This is a genomic window from Clostridium facile (genome assembly GCF_014297275.1).
GTDB classification, from domain to species: Bacteria; Bacillota; Clostridia; order Oscillospirales; family Ruminococcaceae; genus Massilioclostridium; species Massilioclostridium facile.
The window spans coordinates 1331347-1354042 of record NZ_JACOQK010000001.1; the positions used below are offsets into that span (position 1 = coordinate 1331347).

12 protein-coding genes and 1 pseudogene are annotated in these 22696 nt (G+C 40.8%); 5 read left to right on the forward strand and 8 right to left on the reverse strand.

Features of this window, described 5'->3' with window-relative positions:
* Nucleotides 1-11: 11 nt before the first annotated feature.
* The 3 genes from H8Z77_RS11760 to H8Z77_RS05550 form a co-directional block, all read right to left on the reverse strand.
* Nucleotides 12-3230 carry a DUF4241 domain-containing protein gene (locus H8Z77_RS11760; protein ID WP_286165467.1) on the reverse strand — a complete coding sequence of 1073 codons (3219 nt, stop codon included), beginning with the start codon at nucleotides 3228-3230 and terminating at the stop codon, nucleotides 12-14.
* Nucleotides 3231-3387: 157 nt separating this feature from the next.
* Entirely contained in the window at nucleotides 3388-4503 is a 1116-nt protein-coding gene (locus H8Z77_RS05545) for a hypothetical protein (RefSeq protein ID WP_186996417.1), read from the reverse strand.
* A 170-nt stretch (nucleotides 4504-4673) separates the two neighbouring features.
* The gene (locus H8Z77_RS05550; protein ID WP_069988400.1) at nucleotides 4674-5315 is read right to left on the reverse strand and encodes a TetR/AcrR family transcriptional regulator; all 642 of its coding nucleotides are present in this window, start codon (nucleotides 5313-5315) and stop codon (nucleotides 4674-4676) included.
* An 800-nt stretch (nucleotides 5316-6115) separates the two neighbouring features.
* On the opposite strand from H8Z77_RS05550, the gene H8Z77_RS05555 reads away from it, so the two are divergent.
* Nucleotides 6116-6784, forward strand: a complete 669-nt coding sequence (locus H8Z77_RS05555; RefSeq protein WP_069988399.1) for a manganese catalase family protein — start codon at nucleotides 6116-6118, stop codon at nucleotides 6782-6784.
* Between the two features lie 186 nt (nucleotides 6785-6970).
* Here H8Z77_RS05555 and H8Z77_RS05560 read toward each other — a convergent pair whose 3' ends face one another.
* Nucleotides 6971-11032 carry an FIVAR domain-containing protein gene (locus H8Z77_RS05560; RefSeq protein ID WP_186996418.1) on the reverse strand — a complete coding sequence of 1354 codons (4062 nt, stop codon included), beginning with the start codon at nucleotides 11030-11032 and terminating at the stop codon, nucleotides 6971-6973.
* A gap of 288 nt (nucleotides 11033-11320) precedes the next feature.
* Between H8Z77_RS05560 and H8Z77_RS05565 the strand changes: the two genes are divergently transcribed.
* A complete protein-coding gene (locus tag H8Z77_RS05565; RefSeq protein ID WP_186996419.1) occupies nucleotides 11321-12313 on the forward strand; it encodes an AraC family transcriptional regulator in 993 nt (330 codons plus the stop codon).
* A gap of 194 nt (nucleotides 12314-12507) precedes the next feature.
* Here the strand turns inward: H8Z77_RS05565 and H8Z77_RS05570 are convergent, their stop codons facing one another.
* From H8Z77_RS05570 to H8Z77_RS05580, 3 genes are all read right to left on the reverse strand, one after another.
* Complete coding sequence (locus tag H8Z77_RS05570) at nucleotides 12508-13197, reverse strand: response regulator transcription factor (protein WP_186996420.1); 690 nt, start codon at nucleotides 13195-13197, stop codon at nucleotides 12508-12510.
* A gap of 3 nt (nucleotides 13198-13200) precedes the next feature.
* Complete coding sequence (locus H8Z77_RS05575) at nucleotides 13201-14637, reverse strand: sensor histidine kinase (RefSeq protein WP_069988395.1); 1437 nt, start codon at nucleotides 14635-14637, stop codon at nucleotides 13201-13203.
* 266 nt (nucleotides 14638-14903) lie between these two features.
* Nucleotides 14904-17279 carry a cation-translocating P-type ATPase gene (locus tag H8Z77_RS05580; protein ID WP_186996421.1) on the reverse strand — a complete coding sequence of 792 codons (2376 nt, stop codon included), beginning with the start codon at nucleotides 17277-17279 and terminating at the stop codon, nucleotides 14904-14906.
* A gap of 686 nt (nucleotides 17280-17965) precedes the next feature.
* On the opposite strand from H8Z77_RS05580, the gene H8Z77_RS05585 reads away from it, so the two are divergent.
* The gene (locus tag H8Z77_RS05585; protein ID WP_186996422.1) at nucleotides 17966-18991 is read left to right on the forward strand and encodes a GH25 family lysozyme; all 1026 of its coding nucleotides are present in this window, start codon (nucleotides 17966-17968) and stop codon (nucleotides 18989-18991) included.
* 215 nt (nucleotides 18992-19206) lie between these two features.
* Here the strand turns inward: H8Z77_RS05585 and tnpA are convergent.
* Nucleotides 19207-19455: pseudogene (gene tnpA / locus H8Z77_RS05590) on the reverse strand (IS200/IS605 family transposase); the annotation flags it as partial.
* 183 nt (nucleotides 19456-19638) lie between these two features.
* On the opposite strand from tnpA, the gene H8Z77_RS05595 reads away from it, so the two are divergent.
* Nucleotides 19639-20484 carry a ParA family protein gene (locus H8Z77_RS05595; protein WP_186996423.1) on the forward strand — a complete coding sequence of 282 codons (846 nt, stop codon included), beginning with the start codon at nucleotides 19639-19641 and terminating at the stop codon, nucleotides 20482-20484.
* 3 nt (nucleotides 20485-20487) lie between these two features.
* Complete coding sequence (locus tag H8Z77_RS05600; protein WP_186996424.1) at nucleotides 20488-21447, forward strand: ParB/RepB/Spo0J family partition protein; 960 nt, start codon at nucleotides 20488-20490, stop codon at nucleotides 21445-21447.
* Nucleotides 21448-22696 lie beyond the last annotated feature (1249 nt).

The window sequence follows — 22696 nt, forward strand, 5'->3', positions numbered from 1 at the left end:
CTCCTTTCCATTTATTCTTCATAGGCTTCTGTAATATCAATGAAATGAATATATACTCCACATACCTTATTCTCTGTATCATAACCAAAATAGACTGGATAGACGCCATCACCCCAGCCGGAAGCAAAGATGGGGAGATCGCAGTCCGTCCCTGGCACCGTCCAGAGGAGCCAGTCACCGCCCTTTCTCTGGTATTTAGGGTGTGTTTTGGCGTTCTCCTCCAGCAAATCACAAAACAGGTCATTGTATGGGTCGATGTCCGGGTTCTCCTCCAGCTGTTTCGCCCAGTATACTTGAAAGGCTTTCTGCAATTGGATATCTGCGATGCAACCCATGCCAGCGTCTACATCAAAACCGAAATATTCACCATCTTCCAGTTCTTCATCTAGATCCTCGTTGCCCACCATGCCCAACTCACACCGGACTGGCTTCTTATCGCTGACAACTATCTTAACACAAGCATAGCGGTCACCATATTGTTCACTGGGTACCACACAGATTTTCACCGGGTAATTCCCAGCTGGAATAGTCTGGAAATAGGGTCGTGCATCTTCCAACTCCACCAGTGGATCACAGGCAAAGATCGTTCCAGTAGGAAAGCGGACTACACCCATGTCCAGCACCGCTACCATCATATTCCCGATAACTTTTTCTGTAAAATAGGCATCTAGGTCGATCTTACAGACCAACTTGTCCTTAATTGCTTTGTATTTATTTATCCATTCTGTTGTAGGCATATTAGGTTCTCCTTTATCAGATAATTGATTTGTCTCTAGCACCACCCGGATGATAGGACGAAAGAAATCATAGTCATTGTCGAGATCTCCACTCTCCTGTACCTCTGGTTTGGCATGAGGGGAACATGGCAGATATCCAATTAGCGGTCCCATACCTCCGCAGATATTACAGCCGCCATCCCCACCGCAGGTAGTAAACGTATTGGCCTTCACTGCCTCCCTCATATAGGGATCATAGCCAATGGATAGACCAAAGAAGTTCGGTTCTTTCATGTCATAGGATCGGTCATCATCTTGTTCCCCAAAGTAGTGAATGTGCATGGCATTATCCACTCCATCTCCCCATGGAAACAGGGTGCGACATCCACCCCCACAGAGATAGGACCACTCGTTCGCTGTTGGTAGAGAGAAGCCCTTCTGCCATAGCCATTCCTGCAAATTGGAGTAGGTCACCTGGTGGGAGATCCAGACCTGCCAATTGTCCCCTTCTCGTTTAAAGCGGACGTGTCCCACCAGTGTCAGGTTATCCTGCCCAGTAGCAGCAAATTTCTGGAAGGATTCCAGCCACTCCGGAAGAAGTCGGGAATCTTCCCATTCTACCTGCTCCCATCCGATCTCCTCCAGTTTCCGGCCAACAAGCATAGGATCGATAACCGCCTGGCGTACTGGTGACATTTTCTTTTGAATAAATTCCTCTGGAGAATCGTTATATTCGATTTCCTGGAAAATGTTGTCCAATTCCTCCTGTCCAGTTTGATTCAGCCCTACAGCAAACTGCTCCCAACCCAGAGTAATGGTATCGCCGGGAACAAAAACGAACTCCCGTCCATCCTGTTCAAAAACCCCAGTGGTACAGAGCTGTCCCCATCGGTCAAAGGTTTCTATTCGCAAAAATTTTAAGTTATAATGCTCTGCTATCCGCTCCATCAGCTTCTGTTTTTCCTTCTTAGGGAGTTGATTGAACTGAGGACGAAGTAGTGGGTTTCCTGCATTAGGGCAGTCATTCCTCTCCTGTAGCAACTCTGACGCCTCACTTGGCAGAAGGAAGGGCAAATTTGGGTACATCTCCCGATACTCCCACCAAGGTTCTAGTTTGTAGTGCTTATTCGCCGTCCGCAGGAAACTCCAGAAGTCGGTAGGATAACGGAACACCGGCCCTATACCATTACGTAGGGTGACAATGACCACTGTACCATCGGTAAGCATTCCGATGTGCTGCATCTTTTCCCCGCCAAACATTCCCGGTCGGATACGTAATATCTCTCTGGTATCCATGTTGATGAGTTGGGCAAAGTCATCGGAAAGGATTTCTCCATTTCCCTGTATCAGCAACCATCTATCGGTGAACCAGCGCAATTTTAAATCCTCGCCCATACCGGGCAAAGTGGCAATACGGCAGTGCCCGGTGTCCATGTCCAACTCCAACAAACATTCCTCAATCCGACCTTTATCGCTAATACTGTGAATCATATAGATACAGCCTGTACCGGGGACGGGAACTGATTCAGAAAGGTGATCATATCCAGCCAGAGGGAAAGAATGCTCAGTCACCTGACCATCCGCCCAGCGGTAAATAGTTCCCTTATACCACTCATTGGAAAAGTACACTCGACCCAGACCATCCTCCGTGATGCCGCAGTGATAGGTGCCACTCCAGCCATCCTTGGGCAGCGGCCAGTTCTGCACATCCTGACAAGTACCTCGATCAGTAAAGGTGATCCGTGTGGCGTTTTGGGGATCACCCACCCAGAGGGAATGATCTGTCCAGTAAAAAGATTTCGGCGCTCCCTCATATCCGATGGGAGAAGGCTCAAAAAAGTTTAGGGTATTGGGATTTTTGCATAGCAATGCCTTTCCGATCATTCCGCTTGCGGAGGCCTTTGAAGCGGCATACAGCCCGGTTTTATCCGAATAGGAAATATCCCCGAAATGGCATAGGCTCATAGAACGAGTCACTTTAGGCGGACGGCAGCGCAGATCCACCACACAGCCATATTTCCATTCTTCGGAATGAGTGCTTTTCCATTCCCCAGCCGCAAAATCCCCTGCCAGAGAATTGAAGAAATAGTCGTGTTCGTCCTCAAGGAGATATTCCTCGCAGGGCATCAGCGCCTCAGGGTCTTGCTCCTTAGCATAGTCACCCCATTTTCGCCCCTGCTGTTTCATCAGGTGACAATATTGCCCCTGTTTTTTGCAGTAGTGTTCCAATTCACTGCGTTCTTCCTCTGGAATCAGGACAAAAAGATACTCGTCCTCATTGTCCAGGTTATACAGTGCCCAGCCGAAGGCAGACAGTTCCTGTCCCAAGGCTGCCGTCCCTTTTTCGTGGGGCAATTTCATATATTGGACGCCAACGGCATCAAAGCGTTCCTCAAGCAGCGCCGGTACCTGTGCGCCCCATTTTTTCCGTAATTCTGCCAAGGTATCCTGTACGGCTCCATCATATTTCAAAATATCTAACGCATCCGCTATTAGTTCTGCAAAATTTGACATCAGCTGCCCTCCATATTCCTTCATGTTAGCGTAAGAGATACCTTTTTTCAGAGATCCACTTCTGCCAGAACTGTTGGATCAGTATCCGGTTTGTGGGTTAGATGGTATCGACCATTCACACCATCGCATTTTAGTAAACTTATAATATCTCATCCTCTCAAGTCTGCTGATGCTGCATGGATACAATATGGCAGTCCGAGCAGAACTCTATGTAAAGTGTTCCTTCTGTACCATCCATCAGGGTATCCCACTGAATCTGTGCCAGATATTTCATAGGCTTTCCGCAACACGGGCAGGCGGTATATTCCCAGTCCTGCACCCAGTTAGCAAAACCCCCGATGGTGTTCACATCGTCACAAGCAGCACCGTAAAACAAAGGCACTGGCGCTTTGCCCAGTACAAAGAGATTCTCGGTAAGAGAGTTGTAATCTTCCGTTTGGATATAACATTCCATTTCATCCGATCCGTCAAAGAGTTTAGAAGGAAAGACTTCCACACCGCCGTCCAGAGTAAAACGGTTGAAAGCTGGATCTTTCAAGAAGCCCACACAGTTGGGACAGCAGGTGGCGGTCAAAATACCGTTTATCCCCAGAAATTTCAGCCGCTCATCTCGACCATCCAGTACCAGCATATCCATCATCCGCCCGCTGCAGTGGGGGCAGGTGTCCTCCCGTGCCCGACCGATGTGAACTGGAGATGACTCGCCGTGTACTTCCTTAACCATGGAATAGCAGGTATCAAAGTTAAGTTCTATCCGTTTCCCTTCTTTGTCAAAGGTCCATCCGCCGCACTGGGCGTAAATGGATGGATCTACATATAGTTTTTTTCGCCAGGGATGTGGATTCTTCTCCAGTTCCAATAGTGTTTCCTGCGCCAGATTATCTCCCTGCATAGCGAGACAACACATCAGGTTTGATGCTTCGTTGGAATCCTCTGTAGACAATAAAGCATGGATTAGACTGTCCCGCACATCCTCTGGAGCACGATAATAAAGTTCAGAGGGATAAAACACCTCTGCATCCAGTGCTGCCCGCTGAATCTCCGGGGTAATGGCGCCCTGGTAACCGAGTAATTGCCAAAAGTCGGTGAACTCCGGGTCCTCCATATCTGCCAGCCGTTGGATGTTTTGAATCAGGCTTTTCTGTTTCTCTGCGATTTGTTCCGATGTCCAGGCCAATACAGCCTTTCGTTCCTGTTCAGACTTACATTTCCAGCATAAATCATCATAGCCTAAAGGGGTCCCACAGCGGGGACAGGTATATTTTAACCCCATATTCTCTAACTCCTTTCAAATAACAAAAAAGCCCTACGCCGTACTATCGTAAAGATAGATTGACGCAGGACATAAAAAGCCGCACAGAACCAGTAGCCGACTCCAGAAAATCGGCCTTTTTCAGTGATTGTATTATTGAATCGATTTGTACCCTCATAAGGGATCTCTGATTATTTTTGTACATTTTCTTTCACTCTATTTGTTCTTTCTTTTACCCGCTGCATTTCATCCAGCAGGGCATTGATTTGAAACTCCACCATATCCTCTGCCACTTCTGGAAACAGGAAGGGCATAGTATTTGGTATTGCCTTGTAAACCATCATCATGGACAGGGCCAGGTTTCCAAAGAGCCTTGGTTCTATGCTGTCCACGGAAAGGCCAAAAATCACCAGTAGATTGTTAAAGAATTTGGTTTGATCCTCACGGAATATCTGAAAATTTTCTTGAGAGAGGCAGCGGTAAACCTCTTGTTCTTCTTCAATCGACAGCACGGCGATGCCCTTCTTGTCACCATAAGCGCAGGTCTCTAAAAAAGTCCGGAGACCTTCACGCCAACTGAGTGTAGGATCTTTCATCAACTGTCTAGCATATTGCAGTAACTTGGGTTGCTGATACCGAAGTGCCTCCAATATCAATTCTTCCTTAGAGGGAAAAAAGGTGTAGAAAAAGGTCTTGGAGATACCTACTTTTTTACACAAGACATCAATACTACTATGGATTAGCCCCCGATCCACAATACATTGGATCACAGTGGTCAGCAAAGCATTCCGTACCTGCTCCCGCTCCTGTTCAGAATAGGCTTTTCGCGCCATGTCTTTCTAGCCTCCCCCTCAAAATTATAAAGAATAAAATTTTAAATTAGTATTTATATAATAACTAAATGGAAGCAAATATGCAACTATCTTTTTGAAAATTTTTTATGAACTCAATATCTGTATGGTTTCAATATATCATAGTAAGCAATGCTTGTGGCTATTCATCCACCACAAACTGCTTGTTGAAAGCAACGCACTCACATTCTTTCTGTGACCGTGCGTTTTATAAATGTTTTTAACTAACACGAGCTTATTTTTGGTCAGGCGAGTATCCTGATTTCTAGCGTCAAACGATTGATATTAAATACTGTTGATTATAAATCATTACAGCAGATAGGTTTATTTCGCTAACAGCCTATTAACACTTACAGGTATTAGCTTCTTATATGAACGAAAACTTTTACTTTAATTTACAGTATTAAATGCCCCTGAAAGAATCATCGAACTACCGTTTTTATCATTACAATGGGAAATTTCCAATTTTTACTTTTTCATCTTCCATTGAAAATAATTGAGATATAGGGAATTACACACATAGAAAAAGAGGACGAGTTCTGATTAAATCGTTTTTGAATTTTAAATTTTGGCTCCTATTCATACATCAAAATCTTGCGGTTACAAATTGTGCACCACAGATGTAACATTCCTAAGAAGATATACCTAACGTTTAGGAGTTTCTTGTGAACCATAGTGGCTGGTAGTATTCTAAACCTGAAATTCTCATTTTTAATTCCCTCCAAATCTGTATATATATAATATAAATGGATATTCTATTTTTGAGAAAGTGAGGTAGTTTTATGTTTAAACATGAAAAGATACTGTTTCATCCTGTGGCTGTAGAACGGCCAAACGCACAATATGCAGCTCTTCTTCAAGAACAGCTTGGAGGAGCAAATGGAGAATTAAAATCAGCTATGCAGTACATGTCACAAAGTTTCCGTATTAAAGATCCTGAAATTAAAGATTTGTTTCTAGATATTGCAGCGGAAGAACTGGGGCATATGGAAATGGTCGCACAGACTATTAATCTTTTAAATGGCCATGATGTAGATGCAAAAAAAGTGCCAGCGGGAGAAATCGAATCTCACGTACTTTTAGGCCTTAATCCAGGATTAATCAATGCGTCTGGCTATTCTTGGACAGCGGACTATGTGACAGTAACCGGAGATCTTTGTGCAGATCTTCTATCTAATATTGCATCTGAACAGAGAGCGAAAGTAGTCTATGAATATTTATATAGACAGATTGACGATAAAAAAGTAAAAGAAACCATAGACTTTCTTTTAAATCGTGAAGAAGCACATAACGCCATGTTCAGAGAAGCTTTTAATAAAGTACAAAATACTGGTTCAAATCGTGACTTTGGGACTACAAAAGCTGCCAAAATGTATTTTAGTATGTCAGAGCCATCACCTTCTGAAAATCATTTTGCAAATACAGATGTTACCCCACCGTCTTTCAATTAAATCGGATAAAAATATAACAATGAAAATAGAACTTATTTCAAATCAAAAATTTTTATTCTAGTAGTTATCTTTTTTACAATGCAATCTCAGCAATCCCCTCAAATGTACCATGTATTTCAATTTATGAATTTTTTTGGCACAACAAAAAACGCCCTGGTGAAACACCAGAGCGTTTTTTTATTATAGCTATTTATTTTTCTTTTTCAAAATTGCCATTGTAATACTTGCAATTGCCAATGCTGCCATTCCAGCAATTGGTGCAAAATCGCCTGTTTTCGCCGCGTTTGCTTTTGGTGTGGTAGATTCCTGTCCTGTCTGGCTTCCAGCTGTATTATTGTTTTCCGTTGGAGTTTCAGCAGGGGTTCCATCTACTGCTACCAGCTTATCTATTGCTGTTTGTACACTTGTTACTGCTGCATCTACTTCTTCCTGAGTTGCGTTTTCATTGTTGTATACATCCTTTGCTTCTGCTACTACCGCTTGTAATGCTGCGTAGCTTTCTGCTGTGTATGCGTTTGCGTCCACTTTACCTGCTTCTGTAAGAACATCTTCTAGGATGGACTTATCTGCTTTGTATCTCAGGTTCAGCATTGCATTTAATAAATCATCCGCTACTTGGTTGATTTCTGCTTGCATGGCATCGCCATCTTGGTATACTGCCTGTGCCGCTTCTAATGCTGCGGTGAATTCCGCTTTGCCTGCTTCCACATAACGGTCAAGTTCTGCATTGATTTCATTTGCTGCTTCTATCAGTGAAGCCAGTTCTGTTTTATCCCCAGCTACAAATCCTAATTTATGGATTTCATTCAGCAAGGTTTTCCATGCTGCGTTCACTTCTTCCTGGGTAGCCCCAGCATTGTTTGCTACTGTTTTTGCATTTTCTAAAGCAGCGTCAAAGGATTTCTGTACACTTTCAATGGCGTTATCATATTCGCCACTTTCTTTGGCAGCTTCTGCGTATTGAATCACAGAGTTCAAAATACCTTTATCTGTCTGAACTTCTTCCAAAGAAACCTCATTGTATGGAACAATCACCGCTTGTTCTGGACCATAAGAACGATAGTCAAGCACATAACCAAACCAGTTGTAGATTGCATCTGTCGGCTTAATCACGCCTCTGCTCAACTGAACGTTGGTCAAGCTGGAACTATATTCAATTTCAATGGTATTTTCACCATCTACTAAATATTCACCGATATCAGCAATTGGTTTAATCCAGTTGATACCGCCGGTATACTCGGCTACGCCTTTGTTATTCTCACTAACATCTTGTGGTAGTTTCGATGGATTAGTACTGATATCACCACCAACTTTTACACCGTTAATCCAAACTTTCATGCTTTCGTTCAAAGTATCTCCAAAGTTCAGGTAAGCACCGTCAGCAGCATCCGCATCCCAGTTAAAGATTGCTTTATAGTGACCTAATCCAGAAACCTCTTTACCAACTTCCGGAATTTTATCCCAGGTTGTTAAGGTATCAAGTTTCACATTGATATTTGTTTTATCGGTATCTGGTTTACTGTTGATGGTATGAACATCTCCAATCGTTTCTTCACTTATGAGCATGTTCTCGCTAGGAGTCCAGGATTCTACAGTTACATCCCAGTTTGTGATATCATAAGATGCTGGAACTTCTATATTATAGTTAAAGTTCTTGCCATCATTGGTAGTTGCATAGTAGTTTCCACTCTCGGTAGCACGGATTACTGGAACATTTTCATTTGTATAGCTATACTGAGCATTGGTATCTGTAATATGGAATTTCTCAGTATCCACTTTTTCAAATGCATATAGTGCAATATTGCCATAATCAAGATCAATTGGGAATACTGTCTTGCCATTGTCATAATAGTAATCTGCTATTTCGGTTACTTCACCTGTCCACGCATCTATCATATATGGAACATAAATACCATCCATTTTAATTTCTGTTTTGATATTGGTTCCATGGTCTTCATTCTGAACCTCTTCAATGTAGCTATTTTCATGATATTCATTGTCACAATAATTATATGCGTACAAATATTGGTTGCCATCATCATCTTGACGGATTTGAGTTAACAGTTGATGGTTTGGTTCTATATATTCAGCGTAAGGAGTGACTCCAAGTTCTTGCAACGCATCGTAAACGCCATCTTTAAATGCGCCGCCAACGGTAGTCATATAGTCAAATCCTTCTGGAGCATCATAGATTTCCGCGGTACGAACGGTTGGTAGCTGTTTTAGTTCTTCCATAATCGAAGCTAACCTTGCCTCTTCGCCATCATTGAAAGGTGTCCGTTCTGCAGCGCCGTCGATAATAACAACTTTTAATCCTTTTTTCGCCCAATCCAAAATTCTTTCCGCACCTTTGACATCTAGCCAGCTCTGGTACAGAACAAGTGCTTTATAACCGGCTTTTTCAATGGTTTGGGTTTCTTCATTGAAATAAACGTCATCATCATACAGGAATTCTGGGCTGAAATAATCGTAGGAATAGCCATTATCCTGCAATTCAGTAGAACGGTAGAAAACACCTTGGTGGGCTTTCATCCAGTTCATTGTAACGTCAGGGCCTTCTCCATTGTCTACCAAACCTTGTACCCATTTATTGTGGATAAATCCAACATCGGTACGGGATACACCAGTTTGCATCAATTGTTGAATACGGCCGATATGGGAGTTAAATTCATCATAATCCCTGGAGGAAGGTTCTCTTGTACCAAAACGATAGAAGCTGGAACCCCAACCTGGCCATTCCCCATTTTCTCCATAGCTGTAACCAGCACTCCAAATATGCCAAATCATGCGGCTAAATCCAGCAGCATAGTGGGAATAAGCATCCATCAAGTGCATTTGATTACTAAAAGCATACTGGGAATTGCTCTGTGCGCTACATTCGGAAGAAAGAACCTTATTTTCCAGTTTTGCGCCACCGGACCAGAGACGGAAGTAATCAATCTGGTTATACATAACACGGTTTTCTGCTTCCGGATAATCCACTGCCATTTCAGGTTCTGAAATTTCAAATGGTTTCCCATAAGAAATCTGTGCACGGGTTTCGATACCAACAGAATTTAACCATTCTTTTAATGGAATCAGCATCCGTTCCATATAAAGTTCAGTCATAACATCCAAGTAGTCAACGATAATGCTTTCTGTAAGTTCATCATTGTTTGCCAGGCTGTGTTTTCCTGCGGTTGGCTGATATGGATTGCTCCAATAACTATCGCAAGCACCTTCTATTAAGAAGATATATGGCAGAATATCATAGCCTTTGCGTGCTTTAAATTCATCACCAAAATCTTCAGCCCACCAGCAAAATCCGTTACCAGTACGGATTTCAATAGAGTCCATGAATAACTGTACATCGCCGTCCATAATCTTCTGATTCAATTCTGGATCATTCAAATAATGTTCTTCCCAGAAGGTTTTCAATGCTTCCACGCCTCTGGCATCAAAATAGTTGGTTGCGTAAGAGGTTTCCGCGGAAGGACTGGAACTCTGAGCAGTACCTTCCATCCACATTCCAAAAACAACATAGTTGCTATCCGCTGGAGCAGTCCAATTTAAGTTTTGATCCCAAACAGTATCCCCTTGTGTTACTTGGGAGGATAAATCAATCATGGAATCGTAATCTACTTCATAAACGGTATAATAAGTAGTTTGTCCCCAATTCGTCTGTTCCTTTACTTCTTCTTTTACAATTTTATAAGCATATGCACCAAGGAATTTTCCAACATCACGATGCTTTGTAGGAGCTGTTAAAGTAGACAATGTGGTGCCTGCTGGAACCGTCACACTGCCTTTTGTAACACACTGCATAGCTTCCTGGCTATCCGGGTCCAGCCCTGGAACATTGGAGGTAGACCAGTTAGTTCCTGAAGTAAGAGATACTGTCATACCCAAATCCAGGTATTTTTCCATCATCAATCTCCATTTATGAGCCCACATATCGGAACCGTAAGCATAAGTCATGTCATCTGCATTTCCATCCGATTGCATACAAAGCTCAACCCCACGGAATCCTGCGTCATATTGTGCCTGAATTTCATCTAATAAAACTTCATCCGTATTGGCTGCTTCACCAATCCACCAACGCAATTCAGAACTATATTTACGGTCTGGATCAATATAGTTGGATTCCAATTTAGAGGCAAAACTATCGGATTGAGGATCTTGTGCGGATACTGTTGGGACAGCGCCAGCTATAATGCCAGATAACATTGTTGCCGCTACCAAGATAGATAGTAGTTTTTTTGATTTCATTTATTTCATCTCTCCTTTGTTGTTTTTTGTAGAAAACGGTTGTGCTGTTGCCCTTTTACCTGATTTTGAATCATACCTCCTTATCCTATATTTACACTCCGTTGTCTATCAAATTAGTATTATATCCTTATTATACCAAATATCTATTTATGATCACAGAGCATTATATGCACAATTTACTGTATTTATTTATCTTTTATATAATTTTTAGTCTTTTTATATACAAACAATAACCCATCTGTTATAATAAAAATTGGTAAAAGAAATCTATCAAATAGGGAGATTGTCATGAATTTAGAGGAATACGCTACAAAGGAAAAGCAAAAACGCAGAGACTACGCACTGGAACGGGAACGTCAGGGAATGCCAAGAACGTGGGATTATCTAATTGAACAGTTCAAAAAGCAGGGATATTATGTCTTAGGTTCTAATTTTAAGGAGTCTGTACAGATTGGGGTGCATGGTTTTGTAGATCCAGAGGACCAAAAGGGATATATGCACCGGCATGATTATTTTGAGATGATTTATGTCTACCGTGGTGGTTTTGTAAATGTGTTTCCAGACCATACAGTGCGTATGAAACAAGGGGATATTATGCTACTAAATCCCAATATTCTGCACGCCCCTTATGTGGAAAGGGATGACGATATTGTCTTTAATATTTTTATCAGCAATCCGATGATCCGTGAGAAAATCATACCACTGCAAAAGGACAACTCCCTCCTGATTTCGTTTTTTATGGATTATCTGTATTTTGACAGCCAAGATAAAAAATATTTGAATTTTACCGATAACTCCCCCGATTCCCTCCAGCTCATTGAAAAAATGATCCAAGAATATATTGACCAGCGCCCATTTTATCAAAATATGGCGGACGCATATCTGGTTTTACTATTTTCCCAGCTCTCCCGTGATTATTATAAAAACCATTCCATTGACGTACTACCAAAAAACCACCATACTTTAAGTTACGATATCATTAACTATATTAAGCAAAATTGCCAGAGTATTACCTTAGAAGATTTGGCAAAACACTTCCAATATACACCAAACTATCTTTCCCGACTGATCCATCAAAGCACAGGAAAAACTTTTAGCCAAATTGTTTCTCAACAAAAATTGCAACGGGCTACTGGATTTATTACCAGTACGGATATGTCCATTGTGGATATTGGTCAAATTGTTGGATTTTATGATGTCTCCCATTTTATACGTAGTTTTAAAAAAGAATACAATCTAACTCCAGCAGAATACCGTAAAAAATATACTTCTTTACCATAATTGATTCAAAAATATTAACGATTATAAATAAAAAACTGCATCTAACAGTAAACCGCCAAAATAGAGGGAATTGTCAACAGCAATGATTTGCCTCCCTTTATTTTGGCGGTTTACTTATCCAAAAATTCCGGAACATATTAAAAATGGACAATATAGAATAATAAGTTGGGTATAGTTCTAAAATTCATATTCTATTATGGTTTAAAGCGATATCCCGCGCCCCAGACCGTCTCAATATAACGGGGACAGGAAGGATCTTTTTCAATTTTCTCCCTTAACCGGTTGATATGAACTGCTACTGTTGCATTGTCTCCCATTGCATCATATCCCCAAATTCGTTCGTATAATGTTTCTTTATTAAACACAACATCGGGGTTCATCATAAGAAAAAGCAAAAGTTCATACTCTTTATTCTTTAGTTCCACTTCCCGTTCCCCAACAAACGTCCTTCGGCTATCTTGCTGAATGCGGACTTCACCAATTTGTAATTCTTGTTTTTCTACAGTGTCAGATCGCTTTAAACGGTCATACTGCGCCAAGTTTGCTTTTATCCTCGCTACCAACACATTGGGGGAAAAAGGTTTGGTAATATAATCATCTGCCCCCAGTCCAAACCCTTTAATTTTATCAATATCCTCTTGACGGGCTGTCACCATTAAAATCGGAATATCTATTGCTTCCCGTAATTTTCGACATACAGTAAAACCATCAATGCCAGGAAGCATTAAATCCAGTAAGATTAAATCATAATTTCCTGTACGCCCCATAGCAAGCCCATCATAGCCATTTGCGGCAATATCTGATTCCAATCCATTTACCGCTAGGTAATCCCGCTCAATCGCAGCAATGGTGTCATCATCTTCAATAATTAAAATACGCTTCATTTGCTACTCTCCTTTTACAGTTGGAAACTCCAATACCATCCGCAAACCACCTTGAGGAAGGTTTTCCGCATGGACAGCGCCATCCATTCGTTCCACTGCCTTTGCTACAATGGCTAGCCCTAAACCACTCCCTTGATTTGGATTGTTCCGGGAAAGGTCATTGCGGTAAAACACATCAAATAATTTTGGCAACGCATCTTCTGGAACCCCTGGACCATCATCATCCACATAAACCACCATTCGATGTTTGAATCGTTCCCCTGTAATAGAAACTGATACAGTTTCTTTTTCTTTATATTTTGCGCTGTTATCCAATAAGTTTGTTAAAATACTGCGAAAATAAGTAGGGTCTGCACAGATAAAACTCTCCTGTGGAATGGATACATTTTGAAAATTCAGCCCTCTATGTTGATACTCTTCCTCAGAAGCAGTAATAAAGTCCTCCATCTCTCTAGAAACATCTAATATTTCTGGACTATACGGATATTCCCCTATATCCATTTTAGAAAACAAAAATAGTTTTTTTACCATTTGGTCAATTTCGGATGTTTTCTTTTGAATGATACCCAAATATGCCTTCTGTTTTTCCTTGGTATCCGCTATTCCATCCAGCAAGCCATCCACATAGGCACGGATAGAGGTTAGTGGTGAACGGATATCATGGGAAATACTCGCCAGCAATTCTTTTCTACTCTCTTCTTCTTTTTGCAATTGTACCACAGAAATACGTAACCTCTCTGCCATTTCATTAAAATCCTCACATACTGGTTTGAATTCATCCTCGCCAGAATAGAAGATCCGATGGGTAAGGTTCCCATCCCGTATTTGATGGACCCCTTCCGCTAAAGTTTGCAATGGGTCTGAAATTCTTTTAAATACAAACTTGATTAAAAAACGGTTTGTAATAAAAATAATAAATACCAGGACCACAACCATAAAAAATCCAATTCCAACCACCCAAAGCTTTAGTCTATCATGGGACAAAATAACAACTGGATTATAAATGTGGATTTGATATGTTTTCCCATCTAATAAAAGTTGTTCCCCAAACAGGGCAAAAGTGCCATTAGATACCGTACCAGAACCATCTAACGCTGCCAATGACTGTTCCAACTGTTTTTGTGGTAACACCTCATCTCCAAACCGTTGGATTATTTGCTGCCCTTGATATATTTGAAGGGTAAGACGGTTTTCTTGTACCAATTCCAACAATTCAGCTTCTGTTTCTGGGTCAGTTTTATCCAACCATTCCCTAACTAGTTCTACCACTTCATAACGAGTTTCCGTCAATTCTTCTTGGAATCCCAGACGATATTCTGCATGTGGGAACATCGAAGCTAAAAAGATAAACAGACAGCCTGCCAATATAATGACTGCAAGAAATGCAGGGATAATGATCATCAGAATATTGGAAATAAACATCCTCTTTTTAATTGTCATAGACATCCCCCTTTTGGTTCTATAACTCCATTATAAAATAAGAGGAAACCAAAAATCAATATAAAATATTGTAGTAAAAACCATCCTTCTTTGGTATGAATTGTTCTAATTTATGAAAACAATATAAAAAAACCATGGTAGATAACGATTAAATTTCAAGCAATAAACTGAATTTGGTATTCCATCAAGGGCAGTTTCGTTTTTAACTGAATTCATTGGTAGTTGTGATGAAAATATATTCATCTATGAGGAGATTCGCTTCCTTTTTATAGTTGTTTGGTTGCTATTTTCTGTGAGCAGTTATGACTTGTCTTTTTCTTTCTCCATTGGATCAATCCTGAAACAGCCCGTTCTACAAGAAAACTCAGTAAAACAAATCCTGCAAACAATAAAAGGGTAATTCCTGATGGTAGAGATACTTGAAGTAAAGGGTGGAACAGGAATACTGCCAGATAAAATCCCACCGTCATAGTGGAGCAAAGAAAAACCCTTAATTTATTAAATGGCCAGCTTGCTTTCAATACCGCCTGGATTCCCACTGTACCCACCAGCAAATAAAGCAATATCCCAGCTTGCTCTGTGGATAATTGTAAGAATGGTGACATGGCAAGAGAAACGAGAAAACAAACTAAGATGGAAATTGCGTTTGGAATTGCCCGCTCCATCACGGATGGAAGAAAATGTCCAGTTATTTTTTTGCTATCAGGTTCAAAAGACATAAAGAAGGAAGGATATCCTTCAATAATAAGGTCAATTAAGGTAATTTGAATCGGCAAAAATGGAAATGGAATATTAAACAGAAGGCATACAATTGACAACAAAACAGAATAGATGGTTTTTACAAAAAATACTCCGGCTACACGTGTGATGTTATTGACTACCCTTCTACCCTCTCCCAATACAGCAGGTAAAGAAGAAAAATTGGAGTCTAGCAAAACCACTTGTGATACTTGCCGGGCAGCGTCACTGCCTTCTGCCACAGCAATGCTGCAATCTGCTTCCCGAAGAGCCAGCAGGTCATTGACGCCATCTCCAGTCATTGCTACAGAATGTCCATGTTTTTGCAATGCTTGAACTAATTGCTTTTTCTGTATAGGGGAAACCCGTCCAAACACGGAATAAGTAAGGGCCGCCTGCTCTATTTCCGTTTCGGTGGTAATATTACTCATATCGATATAACGTTCCGCTTCTGGAAATCCAGCTTGCAGAGCAAGTGAGGATACTGTAACTGGATTATCTCCAGATATTAATTTCAAATCCACACCCTCCTTTTGGAAATATGCCAGAGTTTTAGCAGCATTGGGGCGAATTGGATCAGAGATAACAATGCAGGCCAAACACTCTACTGGCGGCAGAGGGCTATTCTGGTTCACTGTCCCCCGTACAATCCCCGCCAGCAAGATTCGTTTTCCATCGTAATTTCCTTTTTGCAAAATTTTCTCTGCCATACCATCCGCAAGACGTTCCGGGGCGCCGATCAACAATGTTCCTACCTGGTCAAATGTCATAGCGCTCCATTTTCGTTCAGACGAAAACGGAATTTTATGCACAGGTACTAGGGAATTATTTTTGCTAAAATAGGAGTTTAATGCCTGAAAAGTTGCGTTATTATCATCGGAATACTGCAAAAAGGAACCCATCAGTTCATGAAACTGCATGGAACGTCCTAATTCAGTTTGAATCACTTCTTCTACCTGCATTTTCCCCTGGGTAAGCGTACCAGTTTTATCCAAACATAAGGTATCTACATGGGCAAGTGATTCTAAAGCGAAAAGCTCCTGTACCAGGACATTTTTCTTGGATAAAGCAATAATCCCCACTGCTAAACTGATGCTAATTAACAAAACTAGTCCCTTTGGCAACATTCCCAAAAGCCCTGCCGCAGTAGTGACAACAGCATGGTTCAAGGTATCCTGCCGCAGGAAAAAAGCCTCCAAAAAAAGTAGAACACCCAATACTGGAATCAGATAACCAGTAAACCGGGTAACCTTACGCATAGAGGAAAGCAGTTCGGACTGAACACCACGCATTTTTTTTGCTTCATGCGCAATCTTAGACGCATAATTTTCTGCTCCAATATGCTCCACACAAGCACGGCATTTTCCGCTGATAATAAAACTTCCAGAAAGAAGATGGCTACCAGCTGATTTTGGAATAGGGTCAGACTCCCCAGTTAAAAGTGATTCATTCACTTCAACCCCACCTGTTAGGATTACAGAATCAGCGCAAACCTGTCTTCCTGCATCCAGTTCAATCACATCTTCCTCCACCAGTTCCTGGATTGAAATTTCTGTAGAGATTCCGTCACGGATTACCTTAGCCGTTGGCATAGATAAAAGGGATAGCTTATCCACCAGTTTTTTTGCATGAAATTCCTGTACAATACCAATTAAAGTATTAAGGGCAATAATCAAAATAAATACCATATTTGACCATGCCCCTACAAATGCCAACGCAATGGCAATAAGTAGGTTAAACAAGTTAAATAAAGTACAAATATTATCTTTTAAAATTTGTCCAGATGTTTTTGTAACTTTTTCCGGTTGGGTATTCTGTCTACCATTCTCTTTTTTGGTTTGAACCTGCCCGGCAGTAAGCCCTGTTGCAGGATTAGGGTAACATAAGTGATCCTGAGGTAACATCTGTATTTCCTCCTATTTTTAAACTGATACCAGTATAAGTGCTACTATTAACAGACTAATAAATCAATTTTAAACAATTTATAAACCAGTGTCGTAAAATACCAGCTGTTTTCTAAAATGATGATGGTTTTAATCCATCATTTTCATCTTCCAACAATACGAAAAATCGTTTAATCAAAAGAGGAAAATTCTTTTGATTGCAAACTATCATAATAGCTTTGAAAACAGCATCTAGCATTTTTCTGTTCTGAATAAAGGATTTCAAAGTTTATAAACAAGAACAATGAAAGCAGAGAAATTCGCCAATCATATTTTATTCCATCCCCACAGTATTTTTAGCCATATGTTTCTATCTATACAATAACCCTTCTAAGCAGTCCAGTTGTGCCATAGTTTGTCCTGTCTAAGTCCTGCTATAATAAAATCACAGGAATCATAGTAGCCAGGTAGTACAAATTGGTATACACTTTTTCATGGTATATAAGATGAATTGACGTACCCTTTCTTTATCCACACAAAGGAAATTTATAAAAAATCCAACTAAAAATCTGGCAATCATACAGGGTATATTCTAAATACTACACCGATTGGCTTAATCAAAAAACATGTAATTTCAACCCTGACAATTCCTGTATACATTCGTATTATTTTAAAAATTAATAATAGCAAAGGAGTGAAAAAATAAGTTGTTTCAAAAAAAAGGGATTGATATCTCAAAATGGCAAGGAGATGTTGACTTTTCCAAAGTGAAAGCAGATGGAGTAGAATTTGCTATTCTCAGGGCAGGTTACGGAAAATTAGCTGACCAAAAAGACCCCAAGTTCGAACAAAACTATGCTAGTGCCAAAGCAGTAGGTATGCCAATTGGCGCATATCATTATACCTATGCCATCTCTATGATAGAAGCGGAGCAGGAAGCAAATGTTCTGTTAAACTGGCTAAAAGGAAAACAATTTGAATACCCTATATACTTCGATATCGAAGATACTAGTATCGTTTATCTAGGCAAGGATGTTTTGACCGATATTGTATGTACCTTCTGCGAAAAACTGGAACAGGCAGGATATTTTGTTGGTGTATACGCTAACAAAAACTGGCTAATGAACCATCTAGATTATAATCGTATCAAAAAATATACTATTTGGTTAGCACACTATACTACTGCTACAGACTATCCTAATCCACATGATATGTGGCAGTTCTCCAGTACACAAAAGGTAGATGGAATTTCTGGAAAAGTAGATATGAACTACTGCTATAAAGATTTTCCAGCAATTATCAAGGCGGGTGGATACAATGGCTTTGGGATAGGCACATCAGCCCCATCCCAGCCAGCAGGCACACAATACAGTGTCGGGGATGTAGTAACCGTATCCAGCTACTACGCATCTAGCACAGAAACAGACAGCAATAAAGCAGTAATCCCGTCCGATTGGAAAACAGGTACGATTACACGAATTGTAGAAGGCGCACGTAATCCATACTTACTGAATAACGGTAATTTAGGATGGTGTAATGATGGTGACATCAGAGGACGTGGGGACATTACAGGTAGTTCTGCCCCTCAATCTGTTACATACACGGTACAATCCGGTGACACCCTATCCGGCATTGCAGCAAAATATGGGACAAACTACCAACATTTGGCTAGCATCAATGGTATTTCCAATCCAGATAAAATCTATGTTGGGCAAAAAATCAAAATCAAATAAAATTTCATCTTAAAACAATTCTGTGATAATTTCGCTGTAAAAACACTTCATTAAATATTATGATCTTTTTTAGTACATCATAAACTTTGCTGTTTTACTAGCAAGTCATGACCACCCCTAAGAGGGATGGCATGAACAAGGCCTAGAAGGCCTTAAAACAAGCCAGCGCCTAAATGACGCTGGCTTTCACTTTGTTCAAACCACAAGTGGTATGATTACCTGCTACCCTTAAAAGAGTCACTATACTCTTTCCGACTCAAACTATCTTCGATTTGATCTTGTTTCTCCTGTTCTCGGATATACTTTTGCACAGTCGATGTATTGATGCCAACCGTACTCACATAATATCCAGTTGCCCAGAAATTTCTATTTCCAAACTTGTATTTTAAGTTTGCATGTCTCTCAAAAATCATCATTGCGCTTTTCCCTTTGAGATACCCCATGAAACTGGACACACCAAATTTTACAAAAGGCAAATAAAGGAATAAGGCAGACTGCTGGCAGCAAACATAGATCTTCCGTCATGGAAACTCTTTGCAGGCAGTATATATAGCCATATGTAAAAATTGAATCAACGAAAAAAGAAGGTATAAACCTCGTATGCGAAGGGATATATCTTCTTTTTTCTTTATCGAGGAGGAATTCGAATGTCAGCTAAAATCATCGCAATCGCCAACCAGAAAGGCGGCGTAGGAAAAACAGTGACAGCGGTCAATTTCGCAACAGGACTTGCGGAACAAGATAAAAAAGTGCTCCTTGTGGACTTTGATCCCCAAGGGAACGCAAGTAGCTATTTAAACTATGATAGCAGTAAAAATAAACTTTCCATCGTGGATTTAATGGATATCGTCTTAAAGCAGGACTGTATTGAATACAGCACGGAACATACATGGTACACCGAAAGCGACAAACAGTTAATGCATCAATTAAAGGAAGAGATGTCGCAGGCAATCGTGTGTGATGAAAACAACCGTGTCGATCTACTTCCCGCCAATATCACCCTATCCGGTGCGGAAATGACATTGATCAGCAGCGTTTACCGCAACCAGGCATTGAAAATCATCCTTTCCTATTATGTTCCTGATTACGACTACATCATCATTGATTGCAGCCCCACATTGGGGATTATGCTGGTAAACGCTTTAGTCGCAGCCAATGAGGTGATCATCCCGGTACAAACAGAGGAATTTGCCATTGACGGCATCGTGCAAATGCTTCAGACCGTGCAGAATGTCAGAAGGACGGAAAACCACAACCTAAAAATTGCAGGATTTCTGCTCACCATGGTGCAGCCAAATGTAATTGAATATGGTGAGATCAAAGAAGGGATGGAACAACAATTTGGAAATCTCATGTATACGACTATGATCAGCCGTTCGGTACAAGTGCCAAGGTCTACCAAAGAACATATCCCCATCATTCAGCAAGACCACAAGATCGGAAAACAATATAGAGATTTTACAAAAGAATATTTAAACAGACAGGAGGTGTAAGGGATGAATCCAAACTTTGCGAAAAAATTTGCGGGCATCCATACGCAGGATATCAATAGCATCAACGATGGATACAACGCACTGTTCCAGAATGGAACCCAACAAGACCGGGTGGAAATAGAAATAGGCTTGTTAATTCCCTTTCCGTCTGACCTGTATCCTGACGGCGTGCAGCCATTCCTGGCAGCTTCCGGTGATAGATTGGAACAATTGACCGAAAGCATCAAACAATACGGAATCATAGAACCCATCACCATCCGTAAAAGCAGCAGAAAAGCAGGCTATTATGAAATACTAGCCGGACACAATAGAGTGAATATCGCAAAATCCATAGGGCTACAGACTGTTCCATACATATTGAAGGATGTGAACGACGCAGAAGCAACGGACATTTTTGTGGATACCAATACCCTGCAACGGGAACTGTCCATCAAAGAACTGGCGTATGCCTATCATATGAAACTGGTGAATTCCAACCAACAGGGCAAGCGAACTGATCTATCCGGACAGGAAAAACACGATTCCGCACAGGAAATCGTAGAAACCACAGGGCAAAGCAAAAGCAAGATTATCCGTTTGGCAAGATTGACAAAACTGATACCAGAACTGTTGAATGCAGTGGATCAACAGGAGTTGCCAGTCATGGCAGGATATCATTTCTCCTTCATCAACAAAGAAAACCAAAGGCTCATCTATGACTGCTGGCAGGTGGAACGGTTCAAAATCACAGTGGCACAAGCCGCCCAGATCAAACAAATGTCGGAAAGAAATCAGTTAAGCGTAGAATATTTAGACCAGATGTTGAACAGAACCATTCCGGATAAAAAATCTTCTGAAAAGCCCGTCACCATCCGCTTCCCTACTGGCTATTACCAGAAATATTTTGCAGGAATGAAACCAAAGCAGGCGCAGGAAAAACTGATGGAGATTTTAGACCAATATTTTGGCGCTAAAAAAGAATAACCTATTGTCACAATGACAATAGGTTCAGGAAGGAAGAAAGTTGTGAACAATCCAATACAACCCGTCTATGAAGTGTATCAAACCTATTTGACATCCGCCCGGCAGAATATTCAGTCCTATCAAAAATATTTAGACCTTGCAGCACAGCTGTATAAACACAATATGCACAATCAAGTTATGATTTATGGGCAACATCCAAACGCAACCTATGTCGCCAGTAAAGCTGTCTGGAATAAAATTAGACGTGATATCAACCATGGTGCCACAGCGATTGCTACCATAGCAAAGAGAAATTCTATCCCTGTCATCCAATTGATCTACGATATTTCCGATACCGATGGCAACGATGTAACAGATATTTTGGGGGCTGACCGCTTCATTCTCAATCATGAGGAACAACAATATCTGTTATCGGCTTTGAAAGAGAAACATCAGTTGGATTCCAAAGATATATACCATACTGTTTTGCAGATAGCGGACAAATATCGATCGGAAGGTTATAACGATTATGACAGGAAATTTGTAGAACAAAGTATCGCCTATGTTATCAGTAAAAAGCTGCAACTTGATCCATCGGTGATCCCGGTTGTAAGTCCTCTGGGGATAAAAGACAACAAACAGTTTGTGACTTTGGGAAGCAAAATAAATCTGATATCCAGACAAATACTAGATGAATTTGAAATAGAAATCGAAAAGATAAGGAGTGTGGAACATGTTAGAGTATCAGAACATCAACGGAATCAGAATTCCTCTGGTGAACCTGCCAGACACGAAGAATTATCCACTTGGAGAGATTGGGAGAACAATCCTGAAGAATATGGAGAAGAATCACAGCTCAAGATATTGGGATTTGGAGATGGAAGGGACACTGATCGAGAAAGTGTACCAAAGGCAGGAAGAACTCAAGGAAAAGGAACACAGGATACTGGAACAGCTGGAAAACGAAAATCCCCGTCCCAACACAGAGAATATGATGAAAATCGTGAGACACCTGAACAGCTTGCATTTGATGGCACGGGAAATGATAACCGAGGAGATCTACGAGCCAATCTAACAGATAAATCAAATTTGGAAAGCCACTCTGAGAAGGGTGGCTTTTCTGCTGTCCAAACGGAAATAGCGAAAGCGGAGATTGAAAAAATAAATAACCATGTTTCCTCTTTAAATGTGGAATACGGCGGTGCTAAGACAAAATACAAAGCCAACGTGGAAGCAATCAGGCTGCTCAAAACAATAGAATCGGAAAACA

Bases quoted from the DNA above. Each gene is read 5' to 3' on its own strand.
- H8Z77_RS11760 (WP_286165467.1), bottom strand. From the start codon at position 3,230: ATGTCAAATTTTGCAGAACTAATAGCGGATGCGTTAGATATTTTGAAA.
- H8Z77_RS05545 (WP_186996417.1), bottom strand. From the start codon at position 4,503: ATGGGGTTAAAATATACCTGTCCCCGCTGTGGGACCCCTTTAGGCTAT.
- H8Z77_RS05550 (WP_069988400.1), bottom strand. From the start codon at position 5,315: ATGGCGCGAAAAGCCTATTCTGAACAGGAGCGGGAGCAGGTACGGAAT.
- H8Z77_RS05555 (WP_069988399.1), top strand. From the start codon at position 6,116: ATGTTTAAACATGAAAAGATACTGTTTCATCCTGTGGCTGTAGAACGG.
- H8Z77_RS05560 (WP_186996418.1), bottom strand. From the start codon at position 11,032: ATGAAATCAAAAAAACTACTATCTATCTTGGTAGCGGCAACAATGTTA.
- H8Z77_RS05565 (WP_186996419.1), top strand. From the start codon at position 11,321: ATGAATTTAGAGGAATACGCTACAAAGGAAAAGCAAAAACGCAGAGAC.
- H8Z77_RS05570 (WP_186996420.1), bottom strand. From the start codon at position 13,197: ATGAAGCGTATTTTAATTATTGAAGATGATGACACCATTGCTGCGATT.
- H8Z77_RS05575 (WP_069988395.1), bottom strand. From the start codon at position 14,637: ATGACAATTAAAAAGAGGATGTTTATTTCCAATATTCTGATGATCATT.
- H8Z77_RS05580 (WP_186996421.1), bottom strand. From the start codon at position 17,279: ATGTTACCTCAGGATCACTTATGTTACCCTAATCCTGCAACAGGGCTT.
- H8Z77_RS05595 (WP_186996423.1), top strand. From the start codon at position 19,639: ATGTCAGCTAAAATCATCGCAATCGCCAACCAGAAAGGCGGCGTAGGA.
- H8Z77_RS05600 (WP_186996424.1), top strand. From the start codon at position 20,488: ATGAATCCAAACTTTGCGAAAAAATTTGCGGGCATCCATACGCAGGAT.